The organism is Fluviirhizobium alvei, from assembly GCF_030551875.1.
In the GTDB taxonomy this organism is placed as follows: domain Bacteria; phylum Pseudomonadota; class Alphaproteobacteria; order Rhizobiales; family Rhizobiaceae; genus Rhizobium_E; species Rhizobium_E alvei.
Genome location: NZ_JAUOZU010000018.1, coordinates 61338 through 88235, shown reverse-complemented (window position 1 = coordinate 88235; position 26898 = coordinate 61338). Strand labels below are relative to the sequence as shown.

24 protein-coding genes are annotated in these 26898 nt (G+C 59.7%); 10 read left to right on the top strand and 14 right to left on the bottom strand.

Translation table 11 applies throughout. From position 1 onward, the window contains the following. Nucleotides 1–5 precede the first annotated feature (5 nt). Nucleotides 6–371 carry a DUF1127 domain-containing protein gene (locus tag Q4481_RS21410; protein ID WP_304378451.1) on the top strand — a complete coding sequence of 122 codons (366 nt, stop codon included), beginning with the start codon at nt 6–8 and terminating at the stop codon, nt 369–371. Here Q4481_RS21410 and Q4481_RS21405 read toward each other — a convergent pair. From Q4481_RS21405 to Q4481_RS21390, 4 genes are read right to left on the bottom strand one after another with little or no spacing between them, the layout of a single operon-like run. After that, nucleotides 360–665 (bottom strand): hypothetical protein, encoded by a 306-nt coding sequence (locus Q4481_RS21405; protein ID WP_304378450.1) that lies wholly within the window; start codon nt 663–665, stop codon nt 360–362. The two genes, Q4481_RS21410 and Q4481_RS21405, sit on opposite strands and share 12 nt — an antisense overlap. Further along, nucleotides 665–1894: an aminomethyl transferase family protein gene (locus Q4481_RS21400; RefSeq protein ID WP_304378449.1), complete on the bottom strand. Its 1230-nt coding sequence runs from the start codon at nt 1892–1894 to the stop codon at nt 665–667. Before Q4481_RS21400 ends, Q4481_RS21405 begins: the two co-directional genes overlap by 1 nt. Then, complete coding sequence (locus tag Q4481_RS21395) at nt 1891–3450, bottom strand: phytoene desaturase family protein (RefSeq protein WP_304378448.1); 1560 nt, start codon at nt 3448–3450, stop codon at nt 1891–1893. Before Q4481_RS21395 ends, Q4481_RS21400 begins: the two co-directional genes overlap by 4 nt. After that, nucleotides 3437–5056, bottom strand: a complete 1620-nt coding sequence (locus tag Q4481_RS21390; RefSeq protein WP_304378447.1) for a phytoene desaturase family protein — start codon at nt 5054–5056, stop codon at nt 3437–3439. The genes Q4481_RS21395 and Q4481_RS21390 overlap by 14 nt, the downstream gene beginning before the upstream one ends. Nucleotides 5057–5212: 156 nt before the next feature. Between Q4481_RS21390 and Q4481_RS21385 the strand changes: the two genes are divergently transcribed. The 3 genes from Q4481_RS21385 to Q4481_RS21375 are packed head-to-tail and all read left to right on the top strand — an operon-like array spanning nt 5213 to nt 7814. Continuing rightward, nucleotides 5213–6010 (top strand): class I SAM-dependent methyltransferase, encoded by a 798-nt coding sequence (locus Q4481_RS21385; protein WP_304378446.1) that lies wholly within the window; start codon nt 5213–5215, stop codon nt 6008–6010. A gap of 34 nt (nt 6011–6044) precedes the next feature. Next, nucleotides 6045–6710, top strand: coding sequence for a TetR family transcriptional regulator C-terminal domain-containing protein (locus tag Q4481_RS21380; RefSeq protein ID WP_304378445.1), 666 nt, complete (start codon nt 6045–6047; stop codon nt 6708–6710). A gap of 24 nt (nt 6711–6734) precedes the next feature. Further along, nucleotides 6735–7814, top strand: coding sequence for an extracellular solute-binding protein (locus Q4481_RS21375; protein WP_304378444.1), 1080 nt, complete (start codon nt 6735–6737; stop codon nt 7812–7814). A gap of 42 nt (nt 7815–7856) precedes the next feature. Here the strand turns inward: Q4481_RS21375 and Q4481_RS21370 are convergent, their stop codons facing one another. Both Q4481_RS21370 and Q4481_RS21365 read right to left on the bottom strand, forming a co-directional pair. Then, entirely contained in the window at nt 7857–8954 is a 1098-nt protein-coding gene (locus tag Q4481_RS21370) for an isocitrate/isopropylmalate dehydrogenase family protein (RefSeq protein ID WP_304378443.1), read from the bottom strand. A gap of 10 nt (nt 8955–8964) precedes the next feature. Next, the gene (locus Q4481_RS21365; protein ID WP_304378442.1) at nt 8965–9711 is read right to left on the bottom strand and encodes a glucose 1-dehydrogenase; all 747 of its coding nucleotides are present in this window, start codon (nt 9709–9711) and stop codon (nt 8965–8967) included. Between the two features lie 147 nt (nt 9712–9858). On the opposite strand from Q4481_RS21365, the gene Q4481_RS21360 reads away from it, so the two are divergent. Further along, nucleotides 9859–11355: an aldehyde dehydrogenase family protein gene (locus Q4481_RS21360; protein WP_304378441.1), complete on the top strand. Its 1497-nt coding sequence runs from the start codon at nt 9859–9861 to the stop codon at nt 11353–11355. Nucleotides 11356–11364: 9 nt separating this feature from the next. Here the strand turns inward: Q4481_RS21360 and Q4481_RS21355 are convergent, their stop codons facing one another. The 7 genes from Q4481_RS21355 to Q4481_RS21325 form a co-directional block, all read right to left on the bottom strand. Beyond that, nucleotides 11365–12261, bottom strand: coding sequence for a LysR family transcriptional regulator (locus Q4481_RS21355; protein WP_304378440.1), 897 nt, complete (start codon nt 12259–12261; stop codon nt 11365–11367). Between the two features lie 151 nt (nt 12262–12412). Next, the gene (locus tag Q4481_RS21350; protein WP_304378439.1) at nt 12413–13906 is read right to left on the bottom strand and encodes a sugar ABC transporter ATP-binding protein; all 1494 of its coding nucleotides are present in this window, start codon (nt 13904–13906) and stop codon (nt 12413–12415) included. A gap of 1 nt (nt 13907) precedes the next feature. Continuing rightward, nucleotides 13908–15002 (bottom strand): YncE family protein, encoded by a 1095-nt coding sequence (locus Q4481_RS21345; protein WP_304378438.1) that lies wholly within the window; start codon nt 15000–15002, stop codon nt 13908–13910. Continuing rightward, a complete protein-coding gene (locus Q4481_RS21340; protein ID WP_304378437.1) occupies nt 14999–17116 on the bottom strand; it encodes an ABC transporter permease in 2118 nt (705 codons plus the stop codon). Before Q4481_RS21340 ends, Q4481_RS21345 begins: the two co-directional genes overlap by 4 nt. Nucleotides 17117–17128: 12 nt before the next feature. After that, nucleotides 17129–18145, bottom strand: coding sequence for a sugar ABC transporter substrate-binding protein (locus Q4481_RS21335; protein WP_304378436.1), 1017 nt, complete (start codon nt 18143–18145; stop codon nt 17129–17131). Between the two features lie 28 nt (nt 18146–18173). Beyond that, complete coding sequence (locus tag Q4481_RS21330) at nt 18174–19184, bottom strand: ABC transporter permease (RefSeq protein WP_304378435.1); 1011 nt, start codon at nt 19182–19184, stop codon at nt 18174–18176. Between the two features lie 286 nt (nt 19185–19470). Then, nucleotides 19471–21270: a methyl-accepting chemotaxis protein gene (locus Q4481_RS21325; RefSeq protein ID WP_304378434.1), complete on the bottom strand. Its 1800-nt coding sequence runs from the start codon at nt 21268–21270 to the stop codon at nt 19471–19473. A 231-nt stretch (nt 21271–21501) separates the two neighbouring features. Between Q4481_RS21325 and Q4481_RS21320 the strand changes: the two genes are divergently transcribed. Continuing rightward, nucleotides 21502–22386, top strand: coding sequence for a helix-turn-helix domain-containing protein (locus Q4481_RS21320; protein WP_304378433.1), 885 nt, complete (start codon nt 21502–21504; stop codon nt 22384–22386). 44 nt (nt 22387–22430) lie between these two features. Here the strand turns inward: Q4481_RS21320 and Q4481_RS21315 are convergent, their stop codons facing one another. Next, entirely contained in the window at nt 22431–22913 is a 483-nt protein-coding gene (locus tag Q4481_RS21315) for an Lrp/AsnC family transcriptional regulator (RefSeq protein ID WP_304378432.1), read from the bottom strand. 129 nt (nt 22914–23042) lie between these two features. Here Q4481_RS21315 and Q4481_RS21310 point away from each other — a divergent pair, with 129 nt between their 5' ends. From Q4481_RS21310 to Q4481_RS21295, 4 genes are read left to right on the top strand one after another with little or no spacing between them, the layout of a single operon-like run. After that, nucleotides 23043–23327 (top strand): hypothetical protein, encoded by a 285-nt coding sequence (locus Q4481_RS21310; protein ID WP_304378431.1) that lies wholly within the window; start codon nt 23043–23045, stop codon nt 23325–23327. Between the two features lie 52 nt (nt 23328–23379). Then, complete coding sequence (locus Q4481_RS21305; RefSeq protein ID WP_304378430.1) at nt 23380–24612, top strand: 3-methyl-2-oxobutanoate dehydrogenase (2-methylpropanoyl-transferring) subunit alpha; 1233 nt, start codon at nt 23380–23382, stop codon at nt 24610–24612. A gap of 3 nt (nt 24613–24615) precedes the next feature. Then, a complete protein-coding gene (locus Q4481_RS21300) occupies nt 24616–25629 on the top strand; it encodes an alpha-ketoacid dehydrogenase subunit beta (protein WP_304378429.1) in 1014 nt (337 codons plus the stop codon). Between the two features lies 1 nt (nt 25630). Further along, the gene (locus Q4481_RS21295; protein ID WP_304378428.1) at nt 25631–26896 is read left to right on the top strand and encodes a dihydrolipoamide acetyltransferase family protein; all 1266 of its coding nucleotides are present in this window, start codon (nt 25631–25633) and stop codon (nt 26894–26896) included. The last annotated feature ends 2 nt before the right edge of the window (nt 26897–26898 follow it).

Sequence of the window (26898 nt, the reverse complement as noted above, 5' to 3'; positions counted from 1 at the left end):
AGAACATGTTGATTTTGACAATCCTGAACCAGCAAGCCTTGCAGAACGTCCTGCGACCGCGACCCTTTCGCACCGCAATCTCGCGGATCGTGGAATGGCGGCGTTGGCAGCGTTTCAGAGCCGAGTTGAATGGCCTCGCCGCAAAGGATGACCACCTGCTGCGGGACATCGGACTTACCCGAAGGGATATTGCATTGGCAATGATTGCAGCCCATCCGACGGAAGGCTGGCAGATCATCATCAATGCGTACCGCAGGGCCCACTTACCAGGCGACACGAACGTTTTGACCGGAAGGCAGAACCGTCAAAATGCAATTTGTGAAACCGACTGGCACGGTATCCAAGGTCGGGTAAAGGCTTCAAGTCCCTGAAGAACCATCAGGCTGGGCGACCAAGACTAACCGCATCCTCTCGACGCGTTCGATCCACGCGGCGCCCATCCTGTAGGCCCGGAGCGCATCAATCGCGTCTTCGTTGTCGATGCGTGAACAGATGCGGTAGATCTCGAGCACATCGAGCGGCATCTCGCCGCGGCGGTTGAAAAACATCGCCGCGGCATAGCGGGCGCGTCCGGACCATTCCTCGCCGGCAGGCGTGAGAATAAGCCTCCAGTTGGCGACCTCCTCCGGATCCACCGCCCCGGGAATGGCTTGATCCGATGGCATCAGAGCAACCCTGGCGGATTGGCGCCGCGCCGGTCGAGTTTCAGGAACGGCCGCGGCACAATCCGAACCCGCTTCATCAGTTTCTGGTACTGAAGCTCGCGCAACACATAGATCTCGACCCACAGATCATCATTGCGGCTGATACCGAAAGGACGCGACAGGCTGGCAATCGCAATCGATTTCTTGAGGATGGGCGACCAGGTGGCAGCCGTCACTATCCCCACCTCCCGCTTCTGGCGATGATAAATCAGCGACAGCGGGCCTGCGACATTGCCGTCGACCTCCAGTCCGACGAGAACATGGCGGAGAGACCCGGTCCGGCGCGCCTCCATCATGGCATGGCGACCATTGAAATTCGGCTTTTCGAGATCGACCATCCAGTCGAGCCCGATCTCGTCGGGCAACCGCAACCGATCCTCGCGCAAGGCCGTCTCGGCAGTGACAAAATCGGCGTTGGCGACAATGAAACCCGCCTCGATCCGGGCCCGGTTGAGGGCCGAATAGCCGATCGCTCTCAGGCGATTGCGCTGGCCGCTCTGCCAGATCCGGTCCCAGAGAGACAAGGCCAGATCGGCAGACACGAACAGTTCGTAGCCGAGATCGCCGGTAAAGCCGGTCCGCGAGATCGTCACGGTTCCCGCTGCATGCGGAAAATCCGCCAGCTGGAATGGCCGCAGCTTTTCGACGCCATCGAAACCGGCATCCCTGAGAACCGCATAGGCACAGGGCCCCTGCAGCGCGAGCCCCGCAACAGCCTCCGTTTCATCGGTGATGCGGACATCGAACCCCACTGCGCTATCGAGCAGCCATGGTAGATGCCGTTCCTGCGAGCAGAGCCGGAACCGGTCCGGCGCCAGCCGGAAAAGCGTGCCATCATCCAGAACATGGCCCTCATCGTCGCACCAGGCGGTATAGTGGACGCGACCGGGCGCGAGCTTGCGGACATCGCGGAGCGTCAGCCGATTGAGGAAGGCTTCGGCCCCCGGCCCCTCGATGCGATACTTCGTCATCGGTGAAATATCGAAGAGGGCCGCCGTCGAACGGATGGCGAAATATTCGAGCTCCTCGTCGTAGAGCGAATGCGGTGCCTTGAAGCCGGACCAGGCATACCAGTCATTGGCATGCGCAAGCGCTTCCAGTCGCGGATGGAACGGCGTCTGGCGAAGCTCCTCGCCGATATGGCCATGCTGGATGGCCGCAAGATTGCGGGATCGTGCGGTCGGGATCATGAGCGCCTCCGCTTGAGAATTGCACGCGCGGCATTGCGGCCGGCAAGACCGGAAATGCCGCCGCCCGGATGGCAGCCGGCGCTGGCCAGAAACAGTCCGTCGATCGGCGTGAAATAATCCGAGAGGGCAAAGACCGGACGATTGAGAAGCATACGATCGGCCTGCAATTCGCCATGGTGCCAATGGCCGCCGGGCATGCGGTAGCGCGCCTCGATATCGGGCGGCACGAGCAGTTCGGACCCGACGATCCGTTGGCTGAGGCCAGGAACTGCCCGCTCGAGCACCTTGAGGACGTTCTCGAGGAAGGTTGCCCGCCCGGTATCCCAGCCTCCCTTGAGATCATAGGGCGCAAACTGCACGAGTGCGGAAAGCACGGCTCCGTTGCCCGCCGCCAAATGCGGATTGTGCAGGCTCGGGAAACTGAATTCCATAACGGGATCCGGCGAAAACGCACCGTATTTGGCGGGATTGAAGGCATTTTCCACCTGATTGACGGAAGGCGCGATCACCATTCGTCCACGCAGGTCATTCGGTGTGAGGCCGGCAATCTCCGGCAAACGATCAAGCGCCAGCGACAGGCGGGCGACGTTGCCCTTGCTACGGATTTTTCTGATGGCAGAGGAGAGACCGGTGTCGACTTCGCCCGGCGCGAGCAACCCCTGCAGCGCTGAACCGGGATGAATGGCCGCGATCAATTCGGTCGCGAATATCTCTTCACCATTTTCGAGCCGGACGCCTGAAACCCTGCCACCCGCCGTGAGAATGCGCGCCACCGGCGCAGAAAGCCGCACTGATCCGCCGGCGCGGGCAAAGGCCGCTTGCAATGACCCGGTCAGGGTCTGGAACCCACCCTTGGGCACCATCTGGCCCCCAATCAGCCCCGCCGCTTCACCAGTCAGCCGATAGTAGAGGCCGAGAAGAGAGGTCGGAGATCGAGGTCCGAGGTGAATTCCGAGCGTTGCATCGAACGCAAGCAAGCCCTTCAGCCGGTCATCGGTCAGATACTCGTCGGCAACGTCGGTCACATTCATCAGCAGCATGCGGGCGAAATCGCGCGCCGGTGCCCGCCCATGCCGGATCAGCTCGAAACCGGTGCCGGCGAGACCAAGCATTTCCATCGGGCCGATCGCGCCCGGTCGCGGCGGCGCTTTTGCCAGAAACCGCCTGAGGATGGAGGCCTGTCGCAGGAGCGTCTCCCGAAGCACCGAAAAGCGCTTTGCTTCTTCAGCATCGATGCCTTCCAGGCTCGCACCATAGGCGCCACGCAGGATGACGGGCGCCTTTCCCTCCGACAACAGCACGGTCGGGAGATTTTCCGAACCAAAACTGTCGGCGGAGATGCCAAGATCGCCAAGCGCTTCCCGCGAAAGCCGGTTGAGCATGTGGACTAGCCCGCCGGACCGGAAGCCGGGGGCGAATTCATGATCGCGCAGCGCGCCGCCGAGCGTATCGGACGCCTCGAGAAGCAGGGTACGGCGGCCTGCCTTCGCCATCAGGCCAGCGGCCACCAGACCGTTGTGGCCGCCGCCAATGATGATCGTGTCAAAGGATGTCATGGGCCGGGCTCATGTGATGACGGGATTTGCCGAGGTCACGGAGAATTTCAGCGGCGGCATTGTAGCCGGGCGCGCCCATCACGCCGCCTCCGGGATGGGTGGACGAACCGCAGATATAGAGATCGCGGATCGGGCTGCGATACTGGGCGTAGCCCGGTACCGGCCGATTGAACAGCAACTGGTCGAAGGTCAGTTCGCCTTGGAAGATATTGCCCTCGGTGAGCCCCACTTCCGCTTCGAGCTCGCGCGGGGTGCGCACTTCCATATGCAGGATGCGGTCGCGGAAACCGGGGGAATATTCGGCGATCTGGCTGATGACGGACTCGGCAAAACCATCCCGGTCCGCATCGGTCCAGTCGCGACCCTCGACCTTCGGCGGGCAATATTGCACGAAGCAGCTCATGAAATGCTTGCCGGGCTCGGCCATGGTCGGATCGAGCGTGGTCGGAATCATGGCATCAAGGAACGGATCGGCAGACCAGCGCCCCGCCTTCCAGTCGTCATAGGCGCGCTCGATCCGCTCCACCGTATCGGTAAAATGGAGATCGCCCTTGATGCAGCTGGATCCGGCCGGCAACGCCGGAAATTCCGGTAGGCCGTCGAGCGCGATGTTCACCTTGCCGGAGGAGCCGCGCATCTTGAAATGCTTGACGCGGTGGACGAAATCGTCGGGCAGTTCCTTTTCCTCGACCAGTTTCAGGAAGGTCCGCTTAACATCCGCATTGGAGATGACGCGATTGCCGTGCACCTCATCGCCATTGGCGAGCACCACGCCCTCCGCCTTGCCATTGCGAACGAGGACCTGGGAAACCTCGCTTTCGGTCAGGATGGTGCCGCCGGCCGCGCGGAAGGAGGCCGCGAGCGCCTGGGTGACAGCGCCCATGCCACCGCGCGCATAGCCCCAGGCGCCGACGGAACCGTCAACCTCGCCCATATAGTGGTGGAGCAGCACATAGGCCGTGCCCGGCGACATCGGGCCAAGCGCCGTGCCGATGATGCCGGACAGCGCCAGATAGGCCTTGATGACCTCGGTCTCGAAATACTCGTCGAGAAAATCCGAAATCGACATGGTCCAGAACCGCAGCGTCTCGGCCAATTGGCTCGGGCTGAACTCGCCGAACTTGCGGGCCAGGAAGAGCATTTCCGAAAGGTCGCGCGGCTTGAAGGAGAAGGGATCCGGAGCGGTGCGCAGGAGGAAGGGCTGGATCAGGCGGCACTGCCGCGTCACATCGCGGGCATAGCGCTCATAGGCTTCCGCATCGCGGGCAGAATAACGGGCGAATTCACGCCGATGCCGGTCGTGGTCGCGATAGGATGCGAGATAGCCGCCTTCCCGCGTCATCACCGCACCGCCTTCATAGGCGACGATCTGCAGCCCATGCCGCGGCAGTTCGAGATCGCGCATGATCTCCGGCCGGAACAGCGAGCAGACATAGGAACAGTTGGAATAGGCAACGCCCGGCGTCAGTTCGCGGCTGGTCGCAGCCCCACCAACCCAGGGGTTCTTTTCCACAACAACGACATCCAGCCCAGCGCGCTGCAGATAGCCGGCCGTTACCAGGCCATTGTGGCCACCCCCGATGATCACCGCGTCGTACCGCTTCATTCCGCTCTCCCGGTTCACCGGTAAAAACTGGCACGGAAAGCGCAATCCTGTCCAGAGATTTTGAATGAATATTCAGCAAGCATATTGCAATCTGCGGAATTCGTTATAGGATTTCATATCAAGGAACATGTTTTCCTGACCATTTCGGGGCCCGACATGACAGCGGAAATGCAGCGTGACGCCGAATATGACGACGAACATATGCGCTTTCTGGAGCTGATCTGGGGCGATGGATATCTGTCGCCGGGCGGGCCTTCGGAAGTGGAACGCATCCTCCATGGCATCGATCTTGCCGGTTTGCGCGTACTTGATCTCGGTTGCGGCTCGGGCGGCATCACCCTCTTCATCGCCGAGCGCTTTTCACCGCGTCACATGACAGGCTTTGATGTGGAAAGACCGGTGATCGAACGGGCCCGCGAACGTGCCGCGAAGGCGGGCCTGTCCGATCGCGTCGATTTCGTTCAGGCTGCTCCGGGCCGTCTGCCCTTCGACGATGGTGAATTCGACCTCGTCTTCTCCAAGGATGCGATGGTGCATGTTCCCGACAAGGACGCCGTCTTTGCCGAAATCTTCCGGGTGCTCAAACCCGGCGGTCGTTTTGCCGCCTCCGATTGGCTGATCGGCCACGACGAACCGCCCTCGCAGGACATGCTCAATTATATCGAGGCGGAAGGATTGAGCTTCGGCATGGCATCGCCCGCCCGCTATCGACAGGCGATGGCGAAAGCGGGATTTGTCGACATCAGGACCGAAAGTCGCAACGAATGGTACCGCAAGGAAGCCGCTGGCGAACTCGCCCAGCTGACGGGTCCGCTCTACGATCAGGCCGTCGCCCTGACCAGCCCCGCCTTCATTGACAAGAATATCCGCACCTGGACGGCCATGCAAAAGGTCCTTGACAGCGGCGAACATTGCCCCACTCACTTGGCCGCAACCAAACCAGGGGCAGGCTGAGATGGCTATGGTGCTTGCCCGAGAGACCAGGGAGATGGCGGCCAGTATGGGCACCGCGCGGGCAATCGAGAATGACAAGAAGAGCCGCAAGGCTTCCAAGGAAACACGTCAGCAGCAACTGATCGAGGCAACGATCGATTCGCTCGCCAAACGCGGCTATGCAGAAACCACGCTCGCGAATGTGGCCGATGGTGCCGGGCTTTCCCGCGGCATCGTCAATTTCCATTTCGAGAGCAAGGAAAACCTGCTGATTGCGACCCTGCAATCCATGGCAGACGAATATGCCAACCATTGGAACGCTGCCCTCTCCAAAGCGGCAGCCGACCCGGCGAGCAAGATCTGGGCGCTGGTTGCCGCCGATTTCGATCGTCGCATCTGCACCAAGCGCAAGCTCGCAGCCTGGTGCGCCTTCTGGGGTGAAGCCAAGTCGCGTCCCACCTATCAGGCGCTCTGCGGCGCCCGTGATCTCAAATACCAGGAAACATTCGAAAATCTCTGCGCCGAGATGAAGGCCGAAGCCGGATATGATTACGATCCGGAAGCGGCGTCGCTGGCCCTTTGCGCCACACTCGAAGGCCTCTGGTTCCGGCTGATGATGAATGACGGATTGTCGCGCGAGACGGCGCATGCGGCCGCCATCGCCAATCTCGTTGCCCTGTTCCCGAAACATATCGAACCAGGCGGGCCAAAGCCGCGCTAGAAAAAGCTGAAAAGGAGAGAGTGCATGACAAAGCCGAACCGGACCCGAACCCTCTTTGCATCCGTCTGCCTCTCGACCTTGGCCCTGTTTGGCCCAACAGCAGCCTCGGCCGCCGACCTGACCATCTTCGACTGGTCGGGCTACGAGGATCCGGCCTTCCATCCCGCCTATACCGCCAAACATGGCAGCGAGCCGGATTTCAGCTTCTTCGGCGATGAAGAGGAAGCGTTCCAGAAATTGCGCTCCGGCTTCAAGGCCGATCTCGCCCACCCCTGTTCGCAGAGCGTTGTGAAATGGCGTGAGGCCGGCCTGCTGCAGGAACTTGATCCCGCCAAACTGACCAACTGGAAGGATGTTCTGCCGGGCATTGCCAAGATGAACAACCTCATGACGTCATCGGATGGCAAGGCCTGGTTCCTGCCCTTCGAATGGGGCAATACGCTTGCCATCTATCGTAGCGACAAGGTCACGGATGCCGAGGTCGCGTCACTGAAAGCCTTCGCCGATCCCAAATTCAAGGATCGGGTATCGATCGGCGACAATGTCGATGATGCCTATGCCCTTGCGAGCCTCGCGATCGGCCTCAAGGACTGGACGAAAATGACCGACGCACAATTCGCCGAGGCCTCGGCCTTCCTGCGCGAGGTGCACAAGAATGTCCGGCTCTACTGGACGGAAAACACCGATCTCAGCCAGGCGATGGCGTCGGGCGAAGTGGATCTGGCCTGGGGCTGGAACGAGACCGGAACGACGCTGCAAAAGGACAATATTCCCGTCACCATGAAAAAGGACACCGCAGAAGGCCATTCGACCTGGGTCTGCGGCTATGTGCGCCTCAAGGACAGCAGCGCCACCGACGAAACCGCCTATGACTTCCTCAACGCGATCTCCAACCCGGACATTGCCACCTATATGGTGGATTCCTGGGGCTACGGCCATGCCAACGGCAAGGGCATGGCCGCGGTCGATCCCGCCATCCTGAAGGCAAAGGGCTACGACAACATCGACAAGTTCGTCGACAACACGCTCTTCCAGTCGCCGATGCCAATCGCGCTCCGCGAAAAGATGATCGCCGAATTCGAGAAGATCAAGGCCGGCTATTGATCATCGCCCGCAGGAAGACGAGGCCAGCGAACTGGCCTCGCTTCAACGCATGGCGGCGAGTTGATCGCAAAGACGACGCGTAATATCCGCCGACTTCCAGTTGCCCTTGAGATCCGCGCTCAGGCAACCTTCAGCCAGAGCCTTGTTGGTGGCGGCGCGGATATTGGCTGCCGCGTCCGACAGCCGGGAATCCGCGTACTTGCTACCGAGCCAGTCAAGCATGGCAGCGGCTGACAGAACGGTGCCATAGGGATTGGCGATGCCCTTGCCTGCGATATCGGGCGCCGAACCGTGCGCCGCCTGGAAGAACCCGTTCCGCTCCCCGAGTTCGGCCGAGGGGGCGAGACCCATGCCGCCGATCGTGGCCGCACCAAGATCGGAGATAATGTCACCGAACATGTTCTCCGTCACGATGACGTTGAAATGGCCCGGTCGCAGCACGAGATGCATGGTCATCGCATCGATGAGCACATGCTCGACCTCGATATCTGGATAGTCAGGCGCCACCTCGTCGAACACCGCGCGGAAGAAGGCATAGGATCGCAACACATTGGCCTTGTCACAGCATGTCACGCGCTTGACACCGTCCTTCGGCGCGCCGTTGGAAGCGCGTGCCAGCTCAAACGCCTTGCGGACGATCCGCTCCACACCCACCCTTGTCTGGACCAGGGTATCGACGGAAAGCTCGCCACGAAGCTGCACGCCTGCGCCGCGGGCGGCATAAAGGCCTTCGCTGTTCTCCCGCAGGATGATGTAATCGATCTCGCCGGCCTTCACGCCAGCGAGCGGGCATGTCACGCCTTCGAAGAGCCGGATCGGCCGGATGTTGGCGTAAAGATCGAGCTCGAACCGAAGGCGCAGGGTAAAGTCAAGCCCGGCTTCGGTCCCATCCGGATGGACGACACCCGGAATGCCACCAGCGCCATGCAGGATGGCATCGGAGCTTCGGCAGGCATCGAATGTTGGCTCCGGAAAACTCTCGCCCGTCTTGAGGAAATGCTCAGCCCCGGCCGGATATTCGCGGAAATTGAGCGGCGAGCCGTTGCCCAACGCTGCCTTCACCACTTCGACGGCAGCCGAGCAGACCTCCGGTCCGATACCGTCGCCATGGACGACCGCGATCTCATAGATCTCTTTCATCCCGGCCTCTTCAGATGCACTTGCCGCCATCGACATTCAGGTCGACGCCGGTGATCATGCTGGCTTCATCCGAGCACAGGAACGCTGCGGCATTGCCCATGTCGGCCGGCGTCGACAGACGACCGATCGGGATGGTCGCAACGATCCGTGCACGGCTTTCCTCGCTGTCGGAACCGATGAAGGTCGACAGGAGCGGCGTATCGCCGGCCACCGGATTGATGGCATTGACGCGGATGCCGAATGGCGCCAGTTCCACGGCCATGCCGCGCGTCGCTGCGATATCCCAGCCCTTGGAAGCGTTGTACCAGGTCAGATTTGGGCGGGGCGACACGCCGCCGGTCGACGCCACATTGAGAATGGCGCCATATCTTTGGGCCTTGAAATGCGGCACGACGGCGCGCGCGCCGTTATAGATCGAGCGAATGTTGACATTGAAAAGGCGATCGAAAAGCGCCTCGTCCATCTCTTCCATGGGCATCGGCAGCTGGCCGACGCCGGCGTTGTTGACCAGGATATGCAGGCTCCCGAAATGGGAGAGCGCGAGATCACGCGCCGCGATGAAACTGTCGAGGACGGCGACATCGCCGGAAATCGCTGCCACGGCATCGCCGAAAGCGGCTGCTACACGCTCCGCTGCCGCAAGATCGCGATCAACCAGAACGACGCGAGCGCCTTCTTCAACGAATTTGCGAACGATTCCCTCGCCGAATCCCGAACCGCCACCGGTAACGATGGCCACTTTGTTTGCCAGACGCATAAAGACTCCTCCATTTGCCCCAACATCCGACAAGTCGTCCGCATTTCACAGTCCGATTATCTGAACGCCCTTTTAGGTTTCTTTATTTGTGCCCGACCGGGTAACTGGTGAATATCGCGCTCGGAATTGGAATGGGAGGAGATCGCCATGACACTGAATTTCGACGCCAAGAAGCTGGCGGGCGACCTGTATGATGGCGGCTTCCGCCCGATGTTCATCGGCGGTCAGTGGGTCGCGGCCCAATCCGGTGAGGTAAGTGAAGCTTATAACCCCGCAACGGGCGAAGTGCTGGCGACTGTTCCGCTCGCCGGTGCGGCCGATGTCGATGCCGCCGTGGTTGCTGCCCGCAAGGCATTCGAAGGCCCGTGGTCGAAATTCACGCCGTATGAACGACAGGTGCTGCTCCTCAAGATCGCCGATCTCTTCGAAGCGAACTGGGAAAGACTTTCGGTCTCCGATACGCTCAACATGGGCATGCCGATCAGCCGGACAATTGCCAACAAGCGCCGCGTCATCGGCATGTTGCGGTTCTATGCCGGTATGGCAACTTCGCTGCATGGCGAGGTGATCGACAATTCGTTTCCGGGCGAGATCGTCAGCTTCACCCGCAGGGAGCCGATCGGCGTCGTCGGCGCCATCATTCCGTGGAACGCGCCAACGGCGGCTTCGATCTGGAAGATCGCGCCAGCGCTCGCGACCGGCTGCACGGTTATTCTGAAACCCTCTGAAGACGCACCGCTGACCCCGCTTCTCATCGCCAAGCTGATGCAGGAAGCCGGCGTCCCCGATGGCGTTGTCAATATCGTAACCGGCAAGGGCTCAGTCGCCGGAGCCCGGTTGGCCGAGCATCCGGACGTCAACAAGATCGTCTTCACCGGATCAACCGCGACCGGCCAGGCCATTGCCCGTGCAGCCGTCGGCAATCTCAAGCGGGTGTCGCTCGAACTGGGTGGAAAATCGCCCCTGATCATCTGCCGCGATGCCGATATCGAGCGCGCCGTGCCAATCGCTGCAATGGCCGTTTTTGCCCATTCCGGCCAGATCTGCATTGCAGGCTCGCGCCTGTTCGTCGCACGCGAAATCCACGATGAGTTCGTTGGAAAGGTCGCCGATTATGCCCGGTCGCTCCGCATTGGCCACGGCATCGAGGAAGACACTGATATCGGTCCGCTGATATCTGCCCGACAGGCAAAGGTCGTCGAGGGCTTCATTTCATCCGGCCAGAGCGAAGGCGCAAACCTGATGGCGGGCGGCAATCGTCTCTCCGGCCCCCTCTATGATGGCGGCAACTTCATCACGCCCACCGTGTTCGGCGGTGTGAAGGACGACATGCGGATCGCACGCGAGGAAATCTTCGGTCCCGTCATTTCCGCGATGCCTTTCGATACGATCGACGAAGTGGTCGAGCGGGCGAATGCCACTCCCTATGGATTGGCCGCCGGTATCTTCACCCAGAATCTCGGGCTCGCACACAAGCTCGTTCGCCGTATCAAGGCCGGTTCTGTCTGGGTCAACATGTATCACGCCATCGATCCCGCCGTTCCGTTTGGCGGCATGAAGATGTCCGGCTATGGCCGCGAGGGCGGGACCGAGCATCTGCACGAATATCTCGAAACCAAAGCGGTCTGGATCCAGACCGACTGACGGAAACGATCAGCTTTCGCCACGTAGATTGGTGCGGATCAGCGCAATCAGCTGCTCCGCATAGCGCTGCTGAACATAGCCGCGCGTGGTGATGATACCGACGGCGCGCCGCGCATTGGGGTTGTCGAGCGGAACCACGCGCACCCTCTTGTCGACATTGACCCCGAGCGCGATGCCCGGCACGATCGAAATCCCGAGGCCGGAACAGGCGAGCGCCAGCGCCGTCTGGGCATTCTCGACCTCATATTGAGCCTTGAGCTCGATCCCCTCCTCCTGGATGAGGCGGTCAACCAATCCGCGAACGGCTGTCTTGCGGTTCAGCATGATGAGAGGAAAGCGGGCCAGCGTTTCGAGCTTGATCTTCTTTTCCCCGCTATAAAGCTCCTCCGGGACGCAGGCGACCAACGGATCATCGATGATTGATTCGAACTGGAATTCGTTGAGATTGGGTACTTCAGGACCGATGTAGAATTCCACTTCCTGCTGTTGCAGCATCGCCAGCGCCGCCTGTGGCGGTGTTTCCTGCACTTCCACGATGCTACGCGGATAACGGAGCTTGAAGGTGGCGAGAATATCGCCCAGCCGGCTTGCGGCCAGCGTGGGAGCACAGGCGATCTGGATCTTGCCCTTGCGCCGCGCCGCCAGTTCCGTAAGCTTGTCGAGGCTGGCCTGTACATCTGCCATCGCCCGCCCGATTTCCTCGAACAGGGCCTGGCCTTCGCTGGTCAGGTTAACCCTTTGCGGCGTCCGGATGAAGAGTGAAATGCCGATCTGTTCCTCGAGATCCCGGATCTGCATGCTGACCGCAGACGGCGACCGGTTGCTCTCATCTGCCGCCTTGCGGAAACTCCCGAACTCAGCTGCAAGCAGGAAGGTCTGAAGCAATTTCAAATTGACGCTGGTCATGGTCTAACATTCTCGATGAAAATGACGGCCTTGAAAAGGCCGCCACCTGAAACAACTGGCACCAGAGATCCCGTCGAACCCCTGAGATCAAAAAAAGAAACCGTTTGCGACGGTCTGCGCAAACGGTTGGGGAAGTCAAGTTGGGAGGGGATCAATGGACGGCAGCAAACATGATTTTCTCTTCCGATGCGTCGGAAGCCATCATTTCCTCGACCACGCGGCCACGCTTGACGACGAGGATGCGATCGGAAACGGACATGACTTCCGGCAGGTAGGACGAGATGACGACAACGGCCATGCCCTGATCGGCAAGATCGTTGATCAGCTGGTGGATTTCGACGATCGCACCGACATCGACGCCGCGGGTCGGTTCATCGAAAATGATGAGTTTCGGTTTCTGGATCAGCGACTTGGCAATAACCACCTTCTGCTGGTTACCACCCGAGAGCTCGATCATACGCGCCCGGTCGTTTATCTGTTTGAGGCGCAACCGCGCGCCCCAATCGGCCACCAGTTCCTTGGCCCGGCTCATCGAGACGACCGACAGAGGATTGGCCGTTTCGGACAATTCGCCGATCTGCAGGTTTTCGCCGGCCGTCATGGTTTCGAAAAAACCGTCTAGCTTGCGATCTTCCGTCACATAAACGATGCCATCGAGCATGGCCGGACGCGGCACCCGATAGCGGACCGATTTGCCGAACAGGCGGATCTCTCCGCCGTGAAACAGGTTGCGCTTCATCACACCGGCGACAACCTTGGCCATCTCCGTGCGCCCGGCACCGACGAGGCCGAACATGCCCGTCACCTGGCCGGCAAACACCGAGAAGGAGGAGTTGCGGACAAGACCGGCGCAGGACAGGTTTTCAACCGACAGCACCTTCTCGCCATAACCGCGCGGCACGCGTTTCGCCGAGCCATGCAGCGTTTCGCTGAGATTGCGCCCGACCATCGCCTGGACGATCGAATTGCGCGTGAACTCGGACGCTGCACCGGTCGCGACGATCTCGCCATCGCGCATCACAGTGATCCGGTTGGCGACCTGCAGCGCCTCTTCCAGCGCATGCGTGATGAAGATGATCGCAACGCCGGCTTTGACGAGCCGGTCGACGAGATTGAAGAAATGGCGTTTTTCTTCCGGCGTCAGCGTTGCGGTCGGTTCGTCAAAGATGATGACGCGCGCCTTGTGATGGACGGCCCGGGCGATTTCCACCATCTGCTTGTGGGCCGCACCGAGCGTGCTGACCTGCGCCGTCGGATCGACCTGGAAGCCCATGCCAACGAGGAACTGCCGGGCCTGGATGTTCAGACCACGCAGACGGTTGAAGAACTTTTCCTCGCCGAGATAGAGGTTCTGGGCAACCGTCATGGCCGGAACCAGGTTGGTTTCCTGAAAGACCATTGCGATGCCGGCCTTCAGGGCTTCGGCGGGAGATCCGAAATCGACCTCCTTGCCATCGAAGAAATACTTGCCTTCCGTGAGTCGATAGACGCCCGACATGACCTTGGTCATGGTGGATTTGCCAGCACCATTTTCGCCGAGAAGCGCATGGATTTCGCCGGGCTTCAACGTGAAATCGACATTGCGAAAGGCGGCAACGCCTCCGAAAGCCTTGGTCGCATTCTTGAATTCGATGATGGTGCTCATCTCAGCCTCGCTCTCCGCTGGCAACGCCGGCGAGCTTCAGGATCTTCGAACCGCCTCGCGATGCGACGATCAGGTCATCGCCGATCTCGCAGGCAGACAGGATGCCATGAACCTTTCCGTCGGCGCGCGAGTGGTAGCTGGAAAGTGGTCGCATCTTGGGGTCGCAATTGACCACCAGTCCATAGGAGCGGGTGACGGCATAAGGTTTCAGGACACCCATCTGCTTCAGCTGGCTTCCCTGCATCGGCTCCTGGTACGAGTTCCACGAGCTGAGCGATGGCGCCATCCAGAAGGCTTCGGGCACTTCAGACAGCATCCGGTCGCGGAACCGGTCTTCCCTGAGAATGAATTCCACCAGCTGGTTACGGCAGGAATAGAAGGTCACCCAGTAACCGGCATCAATGGCAGGCGAAATCCGCGCCGGATAGGCCGGCAGATGCTCGAGCACATTCTCCTGCGCACCCGTTGCCAAATCGATCGCGATAATGCGATGGCGCCAGGCTTCCGAGACAAAGATGCGGTTGGAACCCGTGGTGGCAACACCGGCCGGCCAGGCAAGTCCATCCTTGACGAGATCGGCCTTGCCGCGCGCGAGATCGATCTTCCAGACGCTGCCGGTTGCACCTTTCTGCATCAGGTCCCGACGCCAGCCTTGTGCCCCAACCGTGGTCGAGCCATTGGTGGCCAGCAGGGTTTCGCTGTCGAGAAATGTGAGCGCGGTCACGCAGTTCAGCGTCTGCAATCCCGATGACTTGATCGACAAGCCATCGTGAGCCCCACCGCGAATGACGATGCCCTCGCCATCGAGCGCCAGCGCCGTCATGCCGCGCGCAGCGGCAAGCGCAGTAATAGCCTGCGGAAACGCTACCAGTTCCTCCATGGAACTGTCGGGCTGAACCAGCATCAGCTTGTTGCCGCTCGACGCCAGCAGACCCTTTCCGGTCGAAACGAGATTGTCGACCTCGAGAAGGTTGGCGACGGTCTCGGCTTCCTCAAGCCTCTGGTTGGGAAGCAACGGCCCGTCAAAGGTCGGAACCGTTACCGCCCAACTGCCACGACCGAGCATGCGGTCGAAGAAATCTCCAAACAGCCTCATGTGCGCTTCCCCCAGTAGGATTCGGTGCTGAACCAGGACTGGTCGGCATCGGGCAGCTTGAGCGTACCCATCCTGTTGTTGAAGATGCCGCACAGATAAAGAACGCCCTTGTGCTCGCGCATGGAGGTGATCATCGGATGTTTCTCGCCGGTCTGATCCCAGAAGCTTTCGAGGATCTCACCCTGTTCGTTGAAGCGAAGCACGCAACCGGTGTTGAGGTTCGGCATCAGCCAGGCATCTTCCGACACGCGGCGGGCCATGCGGCGACGGAAACCCGGCATTTCGAGCGACAGGTCGAGTGCGGGCGTCCGCATGCCCATGAGGGCGAGCCAGTAGGTGCCGTCCGAAGCGCGGTTGATATTGTCGGGATAGCCCGGCAACCCTTCGATGACCCGTTCCAGCTTCCCGGCCTTGGGGCCGGCAAAGTAGTAGCGATTGATACGGCAGGCCCAGCTTTCGGCGAAGAGCACCGATTGTCCGTCGAAGGATGTGCAGACGCCATTCGGGAAGACGAGGTTGGAAATCAGCGTCCGGGTCGAGCCCGTGGCTGGATCATGGACGATGATACGACCATTGCCACGGCTTTCCAAAGCATCGGCATACCAGTCGTGCATCTCGAAACGCACGGTGGCCTCCGAAAAGACGATACGGCCATCCGGCAGGATGTCGCAATCGTCTGCAAGCTTCATCGTGCTGTCGTCGACGACCGAGGTCAGGCTGCGGTTCGTCTCCGCAGTCAGAAGCTTGGCTTCGCCTGCGGGTGACACCTGATAGAGACCCATGCCGGCAACGCAGATGACGAGATTGTCGTTGCGATCGAAGGCCATGCCGAGCGGCGAGCCGCCGATATGGGCAAAAAGCTCGGAGCGGGTGTAATCCGGCGGATAGAAACGCAGGATTTCACCCTGGCGGCTGCCCGTATAGAGCCGGTCTTCCTTGTCGAAGATCACGTCTTCGGCACCGTCGAGAATACCGAGACCGATGACACCGACATCCTTGAGCCGATCATTGACGGCCATGGGCGTTCCGGGCGCAGTCGAAACGGCCTTCGACATCTTGGCAAAGGTCGGCGAAATATAGACGCTGCGCAGGATCTTGTGACGGTTCTTGACCCAACGGACATCGAGAAACACCGAGGCAAGCAGAACGAGACCGAGCATCAGCGCATTCACCGGGCCAGGCACCGCAAGCGTCAGCAGGCTGTTGGAAAGAATAAGAACGAAGACGACACCCATCAGCGCCTTGGCAACCGAGCCGCGGCCGCCACCGAGCGAGATGCCGCCAAGCACCGTTGCCGTGAGCGCCTGCAGTTCGAGCCCGGACCCGACATCCGAAGCCGCACTTCCGATGCGGGCGCAGAACAGGAAAGCCGCAAGCGACACCAGCATCGAACAGACCACATAGGCGCTGAACACGGTCATCCGCACATTGATGCCGGCATTGTAGGCCGAGCGCCGTGCGCCACCGACGGCGAAGAGGCGCCAGCCATAACGTCCGCGCGACAGCACAAGATGGACGATGATGGCAATGATGACGAAGAAGACGAAGGAAACCGGCATGCCAAGCAACTGGCCGAGGCCCAGCCAGTCATAGACCGGCGAATCCGGATAATTGGTGACCAGCGCGGTCGAGACCTGCGGGAAGATCATTTCGAAGATCGAACGGAAAATGATCAGGGTCACGAGCGTTGTCAGGAAGGCCCGCATGCGCAGAATGCCGATCATGAAGGCATTGATGGCACCGCAGGCAGCGCCAACGGCGAGCGTGGCGGCCAGGCCGACCCCGAAACTCCATTGGCCGACATTCATACCGTAAAGAGTAGCGAGCACGGCCAGGGCGAAGGTCGATCCGATCGAAAGATCGATGCCACCCGACACCATGACGATCGTCAATCCAAGGACGATAAGCCCAAGCTCTGCGGTCTGGCCGCTGAGATTGGTCAATGTCGTCAGATCGAAGAATCCGGGAACGATCGACCCGAATATCACGCACAGGAGAACCAGTGCGAAGAAGGGAATGACGCTATCGATCCATTTCTTGGCGAGGATCTCCCCGACCACATGGTCGGGGAGGAAGCGATAGCGCAATCGTACGAGGCTTTCGGCCATGCTCATTTGTTTATTCCGTCACTTGAAGTCGTCGAGCTTCCAGCAATTGCGGCCGGTCGCATTGTTCTTGTCGACGCGGGTGATCGGGCCGAAGAATATGGTCTTTTCGCTGCCCGCTTCACGCTCCGGATGCTGCAGCAGTTCGGAGATCTGCTGGGCGGAGATTTCACCCTGGATAGGGGCGTTGAAGTTGAAGATCACGTCGAGAAGACCGTTCTCGATGCTCTTGCAGCCTGTTTCCGAGCCGGCACCGTTGGTAACGATCGTGACTTGGTCCTGCTTGCCTGCCGCAACGACGGCAGCACCGGCGCCAACTTCAGCATTGTCCCAGATGCCCATGATGCCGCAGAGATCCGGATGCTGCTGCAGGACGGTTTCGGTGATCTGGCGCGCCTTTTCGCTCGAATAGTCGGCGGGCTGGTCGGAGACCAGTTCAAGCTCAGGATACTGCTTCAGGATCTCGTCGATGCCTGTCCGCATGTAGATGTTGGCGGCACCGGTCTGAACGCCCGCAAGCCACATGACCTTGTGGGACGGGGCATTCGGACCCGTGCAGGTCTTGGCAAGCTCGGTCATTTCCAGCTTGCCCATCTCGATCCAGTCGTTGCCGACATAGCTGTCGGTCTGGGTCGCGGACTGCATGTTGACCTGCAAAACCTTGATGCCGGCGCTCTGGGCCTGCTTCAGAAGACGCGCATAGGTCTGCACATCCGGGTTCTGGACAATGATCAGATCCGGCTTTTCAGCGATCGCACCCTGCATGGCGCGGATGCCGGCATTGGTATCGCCGTTCGGATCGCGAACTTCCAGCGTGAAGCCGTAGCGGGCCGCATGACGCTGCCAGACGACGACCCAGGCCTGGTTGAGGTCCATACCCTGCGAGATCGGCACGAAGATGACCTTCTTGCCCTTGACGGCGTCGAGATAGGCCTGGCGACCCACCTGATCGGTTTCCTGAGAAACCGCTGCCATGGGGGCAGAAAGAAGCGTAGCGGCACTGAGGCCAGCCACCAGAATTTTCTTGAGAATCGTCATAGTTTCCTCCCTGTTGACGTCTCGGTTGTCAGATATCGCCGCTCTGCGAGGTCTGCTCGTCACGCGGATTGATGATCGCGTCGATAGCCAGCGCGCTCAAAAGAATGACGCTCTTGATGAGGTTCTGGCTCGTGTAGCTGAAATTCAGGATTGTCATGCCGTTGGTCAGGATGCCGACCAGAATGGTGCCGACCACGACATTGCGCACGCCACCCTGCCCGCCGGAAAGGCCGATCCCGCCAAGCACGACGACCAGCAGCACATCGTAGATGAGGCTTGAGCTGTAGAGCGTCGTGTTGATGCCGGTAACGAGGCCCGTCATGATCAGGCCGGCTGTAAAGGCGATCAGGGCACTGATGACATACTGGGTCACGATGATGGGTCGCGTGGGAAGCCCCATTGTGCGCGCGGCATTGGGATTGTCGCCAGCAGCATAGACAAGACGTCCGAAGCGGGTCTTGCGGAGAAAGACGCCCATGACGAGAGTGACCACGCCGAAAATGATGACAGATGCCGGAATGCCGAGCACGGTGCCGGATCCGACCCATTTCAGCCATGCCACATTGTTCGGCGCATAGAGGACGTCGGAGGCAAAAACGAAACGGCCGGCACCATAGACGCTCGAGGCGATGGCGAGCGTCGCAAAGATCGGCGGGATTTCGGCAAAGGCGATCATGATGCCGGTGAAAAGGCCGATCAACGCCACGAGCAGCGCGCCCAGCAGAACGGCGAGCGTGAAATCGATGCCCCAGGAGGTAATCCAGATCGAGAAGGCAACGCCGACGACCATGACCGCGACCATGGTCAGATCGATTCCGCGACCGACAACGATGAAGCCCATGCCTACCGCAAGTGTGCCGAGAATGGAGACATTCTTGAGCAGGGCGATGATGTTGCCTTCCGAGAGGAACTTGTCGAGCACCACGGAAAAGACCAGGAACAGCGCCACGGAAATGCCGACAACAACGGCTTCCTGGCTGATCTTGATTTTCCTGCCTGTCGTACGGTCCGTTGATACGGATTTGCTGCCGCCAACCAAATGCGCCTCCCTGGGCAACGGTCATACCGTCTGCCCCTCCTCCACGCTGACGCGCGGATCCTGTCCTCCTTGCTCGACCTCAGCCGAGCCCTCGAAGGCAAACATCATCCTTCGACCGGATGAGCGCAATTTCGTTTTTCTGACGCACTGTGCAGTTCGGGTTGGCGAAGCGGCTCGATTGCTTTCGTTTGTCCGCTCCAGAATCCAAACGCCCCGCAACCGAAGGTGCGGGGCGTGTGTCAGGCCATCCGTTGGCTTGCTAAAGCAATAGCGAAGCGGTCAGTTTTCAGAACTCCTCCCAGGAGTCGCCTGTTTTCAAGGCCGCATTTCCATTGAAGGCCTGCGCGACCTTAGCGGTCATCGCACGGGCAGGAGACGACATCGGACGCGACTGGCTTGTAACCAGAGCCGGAGCCGCTGGTCTTGCAGGTCGGCGACGCGTAGTGGCACTACCAATGTTGAATTGTCCCAGCAGGCTGAACAGCTGTTCTGCTTCCCGCGCCAGACTATGGGCAGCCGCTGTGGTCTGCTCGACCATCGCGGCGTTTTGCTGGGTTCCCTGGTCCATCGTGTTGACGGCCTGGTTGATTTCCTTGAGCCCGGTCGCCTGCTCCTTGGACCCTTCCACGATCGCGGAAACATTCTCATCGACCTGTACCACCTGGGAGACGATTTCTTTCAGCGCCTTTCCGGTATTGCCCACCAGTTCGACACCACTCTTCACATGCTGGTTGGAGGTATTGATCAGATCCTTGATCTCCTTTGCCGCCTTTGCCGAACGCTGCGCCAGTTCGCGCACTTCCTGCGCCACGACGGCAAAGCCCTTTCCGGCCTCTCCGGCACGAGCGGCTTCCACGCCTGCATTCAAGGCCAAGAGGTTGGTCTGGAAGGCGATTTCATCGATCACGCCGATGATATTGGCAATTTCGCCGGCCGATTGCTCGATCTTGCCCATCGCTTCCACCGCATTTCCGACCACCGTGCCGGAATGCTCGGCATTTTGCTTGGTCTGACGCACGAGGCTTCCCGCTTCTTGCGCACGATGGCTTGAATCGGCAACCGTGGTGGTGATTTCCTCCAGCGCTGCTGCCGTTTCCTCGACCGACGCCGCCTGCTGTTCGGTCCGCTTCGAAAGATCGTTGGAAGCCGACTGGATTTCCTGCGATGCCGCTGCGATTGCTTCCGCGTTTTGTGTGATATTCTCGAGCGCTGATGCGAGTTTGCGGGCGGTCTGGTTGAAATCGACCCTAAGTTTCTCAAGCGCGGGCAGGAACGGTGAATTCAGTTCCTTGGTCAGATCGCCTTCGGACATGGCATTGAGCGATGCCGCCAGTTCCTCGACATTGCGGACCCGTTCCGAAACGTCGCTGGCGAACTTCACGACCTTGAAGACTTTGCCATTCATGTCGAAAATCGGGTTGTAGGAGGCCTGAATGTAAACCTTCGCGCCGCCCTTGCCGATCCGCATGAATTCGTCAGCCACGAATTCGCCAGACGCAAGCCTGGTCCAGAAACGGCGATAGTCCTCGCTTGCAGTATATGCCGGCTCGCAGAACATCGAATGGTGCTTGCCCTGGATTTCCGCCAGCTGGTAACCGAGCGTCTTGAGGAAATTTTCGTTCGCTGTCAGGATTTCGCCCTTGGGTGTGAATTCGATGACGGCCTGGGCACGGGAGATTGCATCCAGCTTTCCGGCATCCTCGGCCGCCTTCAGTTTCTGAGCCGTGATGTCCGTGGCAAACTTGACCACCTTGTAGGGCTTTCCACCGCTGAATACGGGATTGTAGGAGGCCTCGATCCAGATCTCGCTGCCGGATTTTGTGATCCGCTTGTATTGACGGCGATCAAACTCACCACGTGCCAGTTTTGCCCAGAATTCCTTGTAACTTTCCGAGTTGACTTCTGCCGGATCGACGAAGATCCGGTGATGTTTTCCAATGATTTCCGCCAGTGGATAGCCCAGCGCGCTACAGAAATTCTCATTTGCAGCAATGATCGTGCCATCGAGTTTGAATTCGATGATTGCCTGCGATTTGCTCATAGCTTCGAGAACGGCTTTCGCATCTCCGCCGCCAAAACCAAACATCTTATCCTCCAAAATTGTTTTCCTGCTTGCCGATCCGGACGGACAGCGATCGTTCCACAACGTCGACAGTGCAATAATTCGGATAAAAAAATTTACGATCTGTGAACATTTCCCAATAATTGCATTTTTATTGCGCGATTTGCATTTTTCTTGCCGTATCTATTGGCAACGGCAATTCAGGATTTTGCTCAGACAAGGTTCCCACAATCTTGCGTGGCCATGATATCATTTATGGACACACCGGAAGAACTTCACCTCCGATTCGCGGAAACAGAGTCACCAGTAGAGACCCATGCTATCCGGAACTGGCGTGGCGTTTCGGTACAATTTTCACGTCTGAAACTGCCGACCGAATATGAGTTCCAGTGGGATGGCAACTGTCATTACCTTGCCCATCACGATCTGATTCTGGCTGATGGCGAGATGGAGGTTCTTGGCGAAAAGCCGATCGCCGCAAAAGATCTTCGTGACAAGATGACCTATGTGCCGAAAGGGCAGACGATCAACGGTTGGGCGGCACCGGCGGACCGCATGAATGCTTTCACCGTGGTATCTTTCGACCCGGCAGCCATGGAAGAAGAGCTTGCCGCCGAGTTCAACGGCCCAAACCCAGTACCTCACATCTACTTTCAGGATGTTGAACTGGGCGCGACCATGCGCAAACTCGCGCGAATGATGGGGGACGAGCGTAAGCCCGCTTCCAAAGCCTACGCCGAGACGCTCGGTCTCACGGCTGCACTGGAAATGTTCAGGCTTTCACACGAAGCCACATCGCAGATCTTCACCGCAGGCCGTTTAACTGCAGCGCAAATCCGATTGCTCCACGACTATATCGACCAGAACCTGGCACAGGATATTGGATTGGATGAACTCGCTTCTCTATGCGGGTTGACACGTTTTCATTTTGCGCGCGCCTTCAAGGCGAGCTTCGGCGAGCCGCCCTATCAATATCTGATGCGAAAGCGCATCGAACTTGCCCGCCAGTTACTATTGACCACCAAGCATCCGGTTGCCGAGATCGCTGCAGCAACAGGCTTCAATGGCGCATCCCAGTTCGGCCGGGCTTTTCGCGATCTGGTTGGACAATCCCCATTGGCATTTCGCCGTAACGCCTGAAATTTTCCTGCGGCACGAAGGGCAGATCACCGCCGATCCGGCATTCAACTCTCTTGAAGCGGCGAGACCGACAAGGATCGCTTCAGGCATCCAAGGGTGAAACTTGAGCGCGAATGCCGGACGCCCGGGATCTTATAGAGCTTCTTGCCAAGGAAATCGGCATAACCCTGCGTTCCTTCCACCGCCACCTTGATGAAATAATCATATTCGCCCGTAGTCAGATAGACTTCGAGAACTTCCGGCATGGCGGCCATGGCGCGACCGAAATTGGCGACCGCCTCGTCATCATGGCGATCGAGCGTCACCTCCAGCAACACCGTTTCCTTTACGCCCAGAAGGCTCTGGTCGAGCACGGCTGTGTAACCCGAGATGAAACCATCGGCTTCCAGCCTGCGGACGCGCTGCCAGCAGGGCGCAGCGGAAAGCCCAACCTTTTCAGCAAGTTCCGCGTTGGTCAACCTGCCATTCTCCATCAGAGCAGCCATGATTCTGCGATCGATACGGTCCGGGGTTCGGTTCGACGCCATTAAAATAACCTTTTGCCATGCAGCCAATATGAGAAATAAATATTCGCACATGGCGAATTTGCCAAGATACTTCGATAACACATTTGGCAGAAGGGACAATAACCTCTTCCTGACAAGAGGGAGGCTTGTATGGACGAATTGATCTGCTTTACGACCGGTAATCCCTACGATCTCGTTGCACGCGCCCTCGATATCCTGCGGACCATGGGTTTTTCGCTTCTCTCGCTATCTGTGGAGGGCGAGGATTGCGAAACCTACCGGGTGAACATCCATTTCCGACCCGCCGGGCCCTTGTCGTCGGACACGCTTCGTCTTCGCATGGCCAGAATCGACGGGCTCGAACTGCTACCGTCCACCGCCTGGCAAAATCGCACCCTGCCCGAAAGAACGGCCAGGCTCTGCAATACGAACTGACCCGACCCTGATACGCATTTGAAGCCTTTCAACGCCCAGCCGTGAGGTTCCCATGACCGCCCGCAAACCGCTGTCGCTCACCGTTCCGGAACCGGAGGTACGGCCCGGCGATCAACCGGATTTTTCACGCGTCAAAATCCCCCGGGCTGGCGCCATACGCCGACCGCCGGTCGACGAAGATCCCGAAAACATGCGTGATCTGGCATTCGGGATCATCCGCGTTCTGGATCGCGAAGGCCAGGCGGTCGGGCCCTGGGCGCCCGATCTCGATGGCGATGCCCTCCTTGCCGGCTTGCGCAACATGATGACCCTGCGCGCTTATGATGCCCGCATGCTGCTGGCCCAACGGCAGGGCAAGACATCCTTCTACATGCAGCATCTCGGGGAAGAGGCCATCAGTTGCGGCTTCCAGACCGTTCTGGAGCCTGGGGATATGAACTTCCCCACCTATCGACAGGCAGGCCTCTTGGTGACGGCAGGCTACCCGCTCGTGCAGATGATGTGCCAGGTCTATTCGAATGACGGCGACAGTGCGCGGGGGCGACAGTTGCCGGTCTTTTATTCCTCGAAGGAACATGGCTTCTTCTCGATCTCCGGCAATCTTGCGACCCAATATATTCAGGCGGTCGGATGGGCCATGGGATCGGCGATTTCGGGTGACAGCAAGATTGCCGCCGCCTGGATCGGTGACGGCTCGACTGCCGAAAGCGATTTCCACGCCGCGCTCGTGTTCGCCTCGACCTACAAGGCGCCGGTCGTCCTCAATATCGTCAACAACCAGTGGGCCATTTCGACATTTCAGGGCATCGCGCGTGGCGGCTCCGGAACATTTGCTGCCCGCGGCCATGGTTTCGGCATCCCGGCGCTCCGCGTCGATGGCAACGACTATCTGGCGGTTCAGGCAGTCGGTCACTGGGCCGCGGAACGGGCACGCCTCAACCTCGGCCCGACGCTTGTCGAATATGTGACCTATCGTGTCGGCGGCCATTCGACATCGGACGATCCGTCCGCTTACCGGCCGAAACAGGAAAGCGATGCCTGGCCGCTTGGCGATCCCATTTTGCGCCTCAAGACCCATCTGATCGGTCTAGGCCTGTGGTCCGAAGAGCGCCATGTACAGGCGGAAGCCGAAATCCTCGAAAGCGTGATTGTGGCACAGAAGGAGGCCGAGGCCATCGGCACCCTCAACAGCGGTCGCCGCCCCTCCCCGCGTGACATGTTTCTCGATGTCTATGCCGAAATGCCGCCGCACCTTGTCGAACAACGCCAGCAGGCGGGGTACTGAACCATGCCGAAAATGACCATGATCGAAGCCATCCAGAATGCGCTGGACCTTGCGATGGGACGTGATGAACGCGTCATCGTCATGGGCGAGGATGTCGGCTATTTCGGCGGGGTCTTCCGCTGCACGGCCGGTCTGCAGAAGAAATACGGCCGCACCCGTTGCTTCGACACGCCGATCAGCGAACTCGGCATCGTCGGCGCCGCTGTCGGCATGGCCGCCTATGGCATGCGGCCCTGTGTCGAAATCCAGTTTGCCGACTACATGTATCCCGCCTACGACCAGATCGTATCGGAAGCCGCCCGCCTGCGCTATCGTTCGGCGGGCGAATTCACCTGCCCGCTCGTCGTCCGCATGCCCACAGGCGGCGGCATCTACGGCGCCCAGACCCATAGCCAGAGCCCGGAAGCCCTGTTCACCCATGTCGCCGGCCTCAAGACGGTCATTCCTTCCAATCCCGCCGATGCCAAGGGATTGCTGCTTTCAGCGATCGAGGATCCCGACCCGGTGATCTTCCTGGAGCCCAAGCGTCTCTATAATGGCCCCTTCGATGGCCACCATGACCGACCGATCGTCTCCTGGAAGAAGCGGGACGATGGCGAGGTTGCCGAGGATTATTACCGCATCCCCCTCGGCCAGGCCGCCATTCATCGATCCGGAAGTGCGCTGACCATCGTGACCTATGGCACCATGGTCCATGTCGCGGCAGCGGCAGCGGACGAGGCCGGAATCGATGCCGAAATCATCGATCTGCGCACGCTCGTGCCACTCGACAAGCCGCGCATCATGGAATCGGTACGCAAGACCGGTCGCTGCATTGTCCTGCATGAGGCGACTTTCACCTCCGGTTACGGTGCCGAACTCGCCGCCCTGATCCAGAAAGACTGTTTCTACCATCTCGAAGCACCGGTCGAACGCGTGGCAGGCTGGGATACGCCCTATCCACATGCGCAGGAATGGGACTATTTCCCCGGCCCCGCGCGCGTCATCGAAGCGATCAACCGTGTGATGGAGGCCTGACATGAGCATTCATACGATCCGATTGCCCGATGTTGGCGAAGGCGTCGCCGAGGCCGAACTGGTCGAGTGGCATGTTGCCGTCGGCGAACTTGTGCGCGAGGACCAGATCGTGGCCGCCGTCATGACCGACAAGGCGACGGTCGAAATCCCCTCCAATGCCGAAGGCCGCGTCATCTGGCTCGGTGGCACGGTGGGCCAGACGCTCGCGGTCGGCTCGGATCTGATCCGGATTGATCTGAGCGGCGCCATGCCGCCAGAAGGCGAGAGTGAAGAACAAACGGCGCAGCAGCCACTTGTGGTCGACGTCGCGCCGGAGGAACCGGCACCGGTCGCGATCAAGACCGAAGCGGAAAACATCCGCCCCCAGCCTACCCGACCCTCGCCGACAAACGTGCAGGAGTTTTCACGACCGCTCGCTGCACCCTCCGTGCGGGGACGCGCCCGCAACGCCGGGGTCGATCTGAAACTGGTGCAGGGCACGGGTCCCGCCGGCCGCATTCTGCATGAGGATCTCGATGCCTATCTGGCAGGCAGCCGCAGACAGACACAGGCGGCGGCAAAGAGTACGGCTGTCCGCGAGATACCCGTCATCGGCCTTCGGCGGAAAATCGCCGAACGCATGGCCAACGCCAAGAGACGCATTCCCCATATCACCATCGTCGAAGAAGTGGATGTGACCGCACTTGAGGAACTGCGCGAGAAGCTCAATGGCAGCCGCAAACCGGACCGCCCGAAACTGACGATCCTGCCATTCCTCATGGCAGCGCTGGTGAAAGCCGTTCAGGAGCAGCCGGCCCTCAATGCCCATTTCGATGATGACGAGAACATCATCCGCCAGCATGAAGCCGTCCATATCGGCATCGCCACGCAGACGGCGTCCGGTTTGATGGTACCGGTGGTCAGACACGCGGAATCGCTGTCGCTCTGGCAATCGGCCAGTGAACTGGCACGCCTTGCGGAGGCCGCGCGCAACGGTCAGGCCAAACGGGAGGAACTGACAGGCTCGACGATCACCATCACCTCGCTCGGACCGCTGGGAGCCATTGCCACGACGCCGATTATCAATCATCCGGAAGTCGCAATCCTTGGCGTCAACCGCATGGAAATTCGGCCGTCCTGGGATGGATCGGCTTTCGTCCCCCGCAAGAAGATGAACCTGTCGGCTAGTTTCGATCACCGGGTTATCGACGGCTGGGACGCAGCCGTTTTCGTCAGGAAGATGAAGGACCTGATCGAAAACCCGACCCTGATGTTTGTGGAGACCTGAGC

What these genes read in the sequence shown, in the direction of transcription:
- Q4481_RS21370 (WP_304378443.1), bottom strand. Translation starts at nt 8,954, where the DNA reads ATGAAAGAGATCTATGAGATCGCGGTCGTCCATGGCGACGGTATCGGA.
- Q4481_RS21345 (WP_304378438.1), bottom strand. Translation starts at nt 15,002, where the DNA reads ATGAGGCTGTTTGGAGATTTCTTCGACCGCATGCTCGGTCGTGGCAGT.
- Q4481_RS21410 (WP_304378451.1), top strand. Translation starts at nt 6, where the DNA reads ATGTTGATTTTGACAATCCTGAACCAGCAAGCCTTGCAGAACGTCCTG.
- Q4481_RS21360 (WP_304378441.1), top strand. Translation starts at nt 9,859, where the DNA reads ATGACACTGAATTTCGACGCCAAGAAGCTGGCGGGCGACCTGTATGAT.
- Q4481_RS21325 (WP_304378434.1), bottom strand. Translation starts at nt 21,270, where the DNA reads ATGTTTGGTTTTGGCGGCGGAGATGCGAAAGCCGTTCTCGAAGCTATG.
- Q4481_RS21340 (WP_304378437.1), bottom strand. Translation starts at nt 17,116, where the DNA reads ATGAGCATGGCCGAAAGCCTCGTACGATTGCGCTATCGCTTCCTCCCC.
- Q4481_RS21395 (WP_304378448.1), bottom strand. Translation starts at nt 3,450, where the DNA reads ATGACATCCTTTGACACGATCATCATTGGCGGCGGCCACAACGGTCTG.
- Q4481_RS21300 (WP_304378429.1), top strand. Translation starts at nt 24,616, where the DNA reads ATGCCGAAAATGACCATGATCGAAGCCATCCAGAATGCGCTGGACCTT.
- Q4481_RS21305 (WP_304378430.1), top strand. Translation starts at nt 23,380, where the DNA reads ATGACCGCCCGCAAACCGCTGTCGCTCACCGTTCCGGAACCGGAGGTA.
- Q4481_RS21350 (WP_304378439.1), bottom strand. Translation starts at nt 13,906, where the DNA reads ATGAGCACCATCATCGAATTCAAGAATGCGACCAAGGCTTTCGGAGGC.
- Q4481_RS21315 (WP_304378432.1), bottom strand. Translation starts at nt 22,913, where the DNA reads ATGGCGTCGAACCGAACCCCGGACCGTATCGATCGCAGAATCATGGCT.
- Q4481_RS21390 (WP_304378447.1), bottom strand. Translation starts at nt 5,056, where the DNA reads ATGAAGCGGTACGACGCGGTGATCATCGGGGGTGGCCACAATGGCCTG.
- Q4481_RS21355 (WP_304378440.1), bottom strand. Translation starts at nt 12,261, where the DNA reads ATGACCAGCGTCAATTTGAAATTGCTTCAGACCTTCCTGCTTGCAGCT.
- Q4481_RS21335 (WP_304378436.1), bottom strand. Translation starts at nt 18,145, where the DNA reads ATGACGATTCTCAAGAAAATTCTGGTGGCTGGCCTCAGTGCCGCTACG.
- Q4481_RS21320 (WP_304378433.1), top strand. Translation starts at nt 21,502, where the DNA reads ATGGACACACCGGAAGAACTTCACCTCCGATTCGCGGAAACAGAGTCA.
- Q4481_RS21375 (WP_304378444.1), top strand. Translation starts at nt 6,735, where the DNA reads ATGACAAAGCCGAACCGGACCCGAACCCTCTTTGCATCCGTCTGCCTC.
- Q4481_RS21405 (WP_304378450.1), bottom strand. Translation starts at nt 665, where the DNA reads ATGCCATCGGATCAAGCCATTCCCGGGGCGGTGGATCCGGAGGAGGTC.
- Q4481_RS21310 (WP_304378431.1), top strand. Translation starts at nt 23,043, where the DNA reads ATGGACGAATTGATCTGCTTTACGACCGGTAATCCCTACGATCTCGTT.
- Q4481_RS21295 (WP_304378428.1), top strand. Translation starts at nt 25,631, where the DNA reads ATGAGCATTCATACGATCCGATTGCCCGATGTTGGCGAAGGCGTCGCC.
- Q4481_RS21380 (WP_304378445.1), top strand. Translation starts at nt 6,045, where the DNA reads ATGGCGGCCAGTATGGGCACCGCGCGGGCAATCGAGAATGACAAGAAG.
- Q4481_RS21365 (WP_304378442.1), bottom strand. Translation starts at nt 9,711, where the DNA reads ATGCGTCTGGCAAACAAAGTGGCCATCGTTACCGGTGGCGGTTCGGGA.
- Q4481_RS21385 (WP_304378446.1), top strand. Translation starts at nt 5,213, where the DNA reads ATGACAGCGGAAATGCAGCGTGACGCCGAATATGACGACGAACATATG.
- Q4481_RS21400 (WP_304378449.1), bottom strand. Translation starts at nt 1,894, where the DNA reads ATGATCCCGACCGCACGATCCCGCAATCTTGCGGCCATCCAGCATGGC.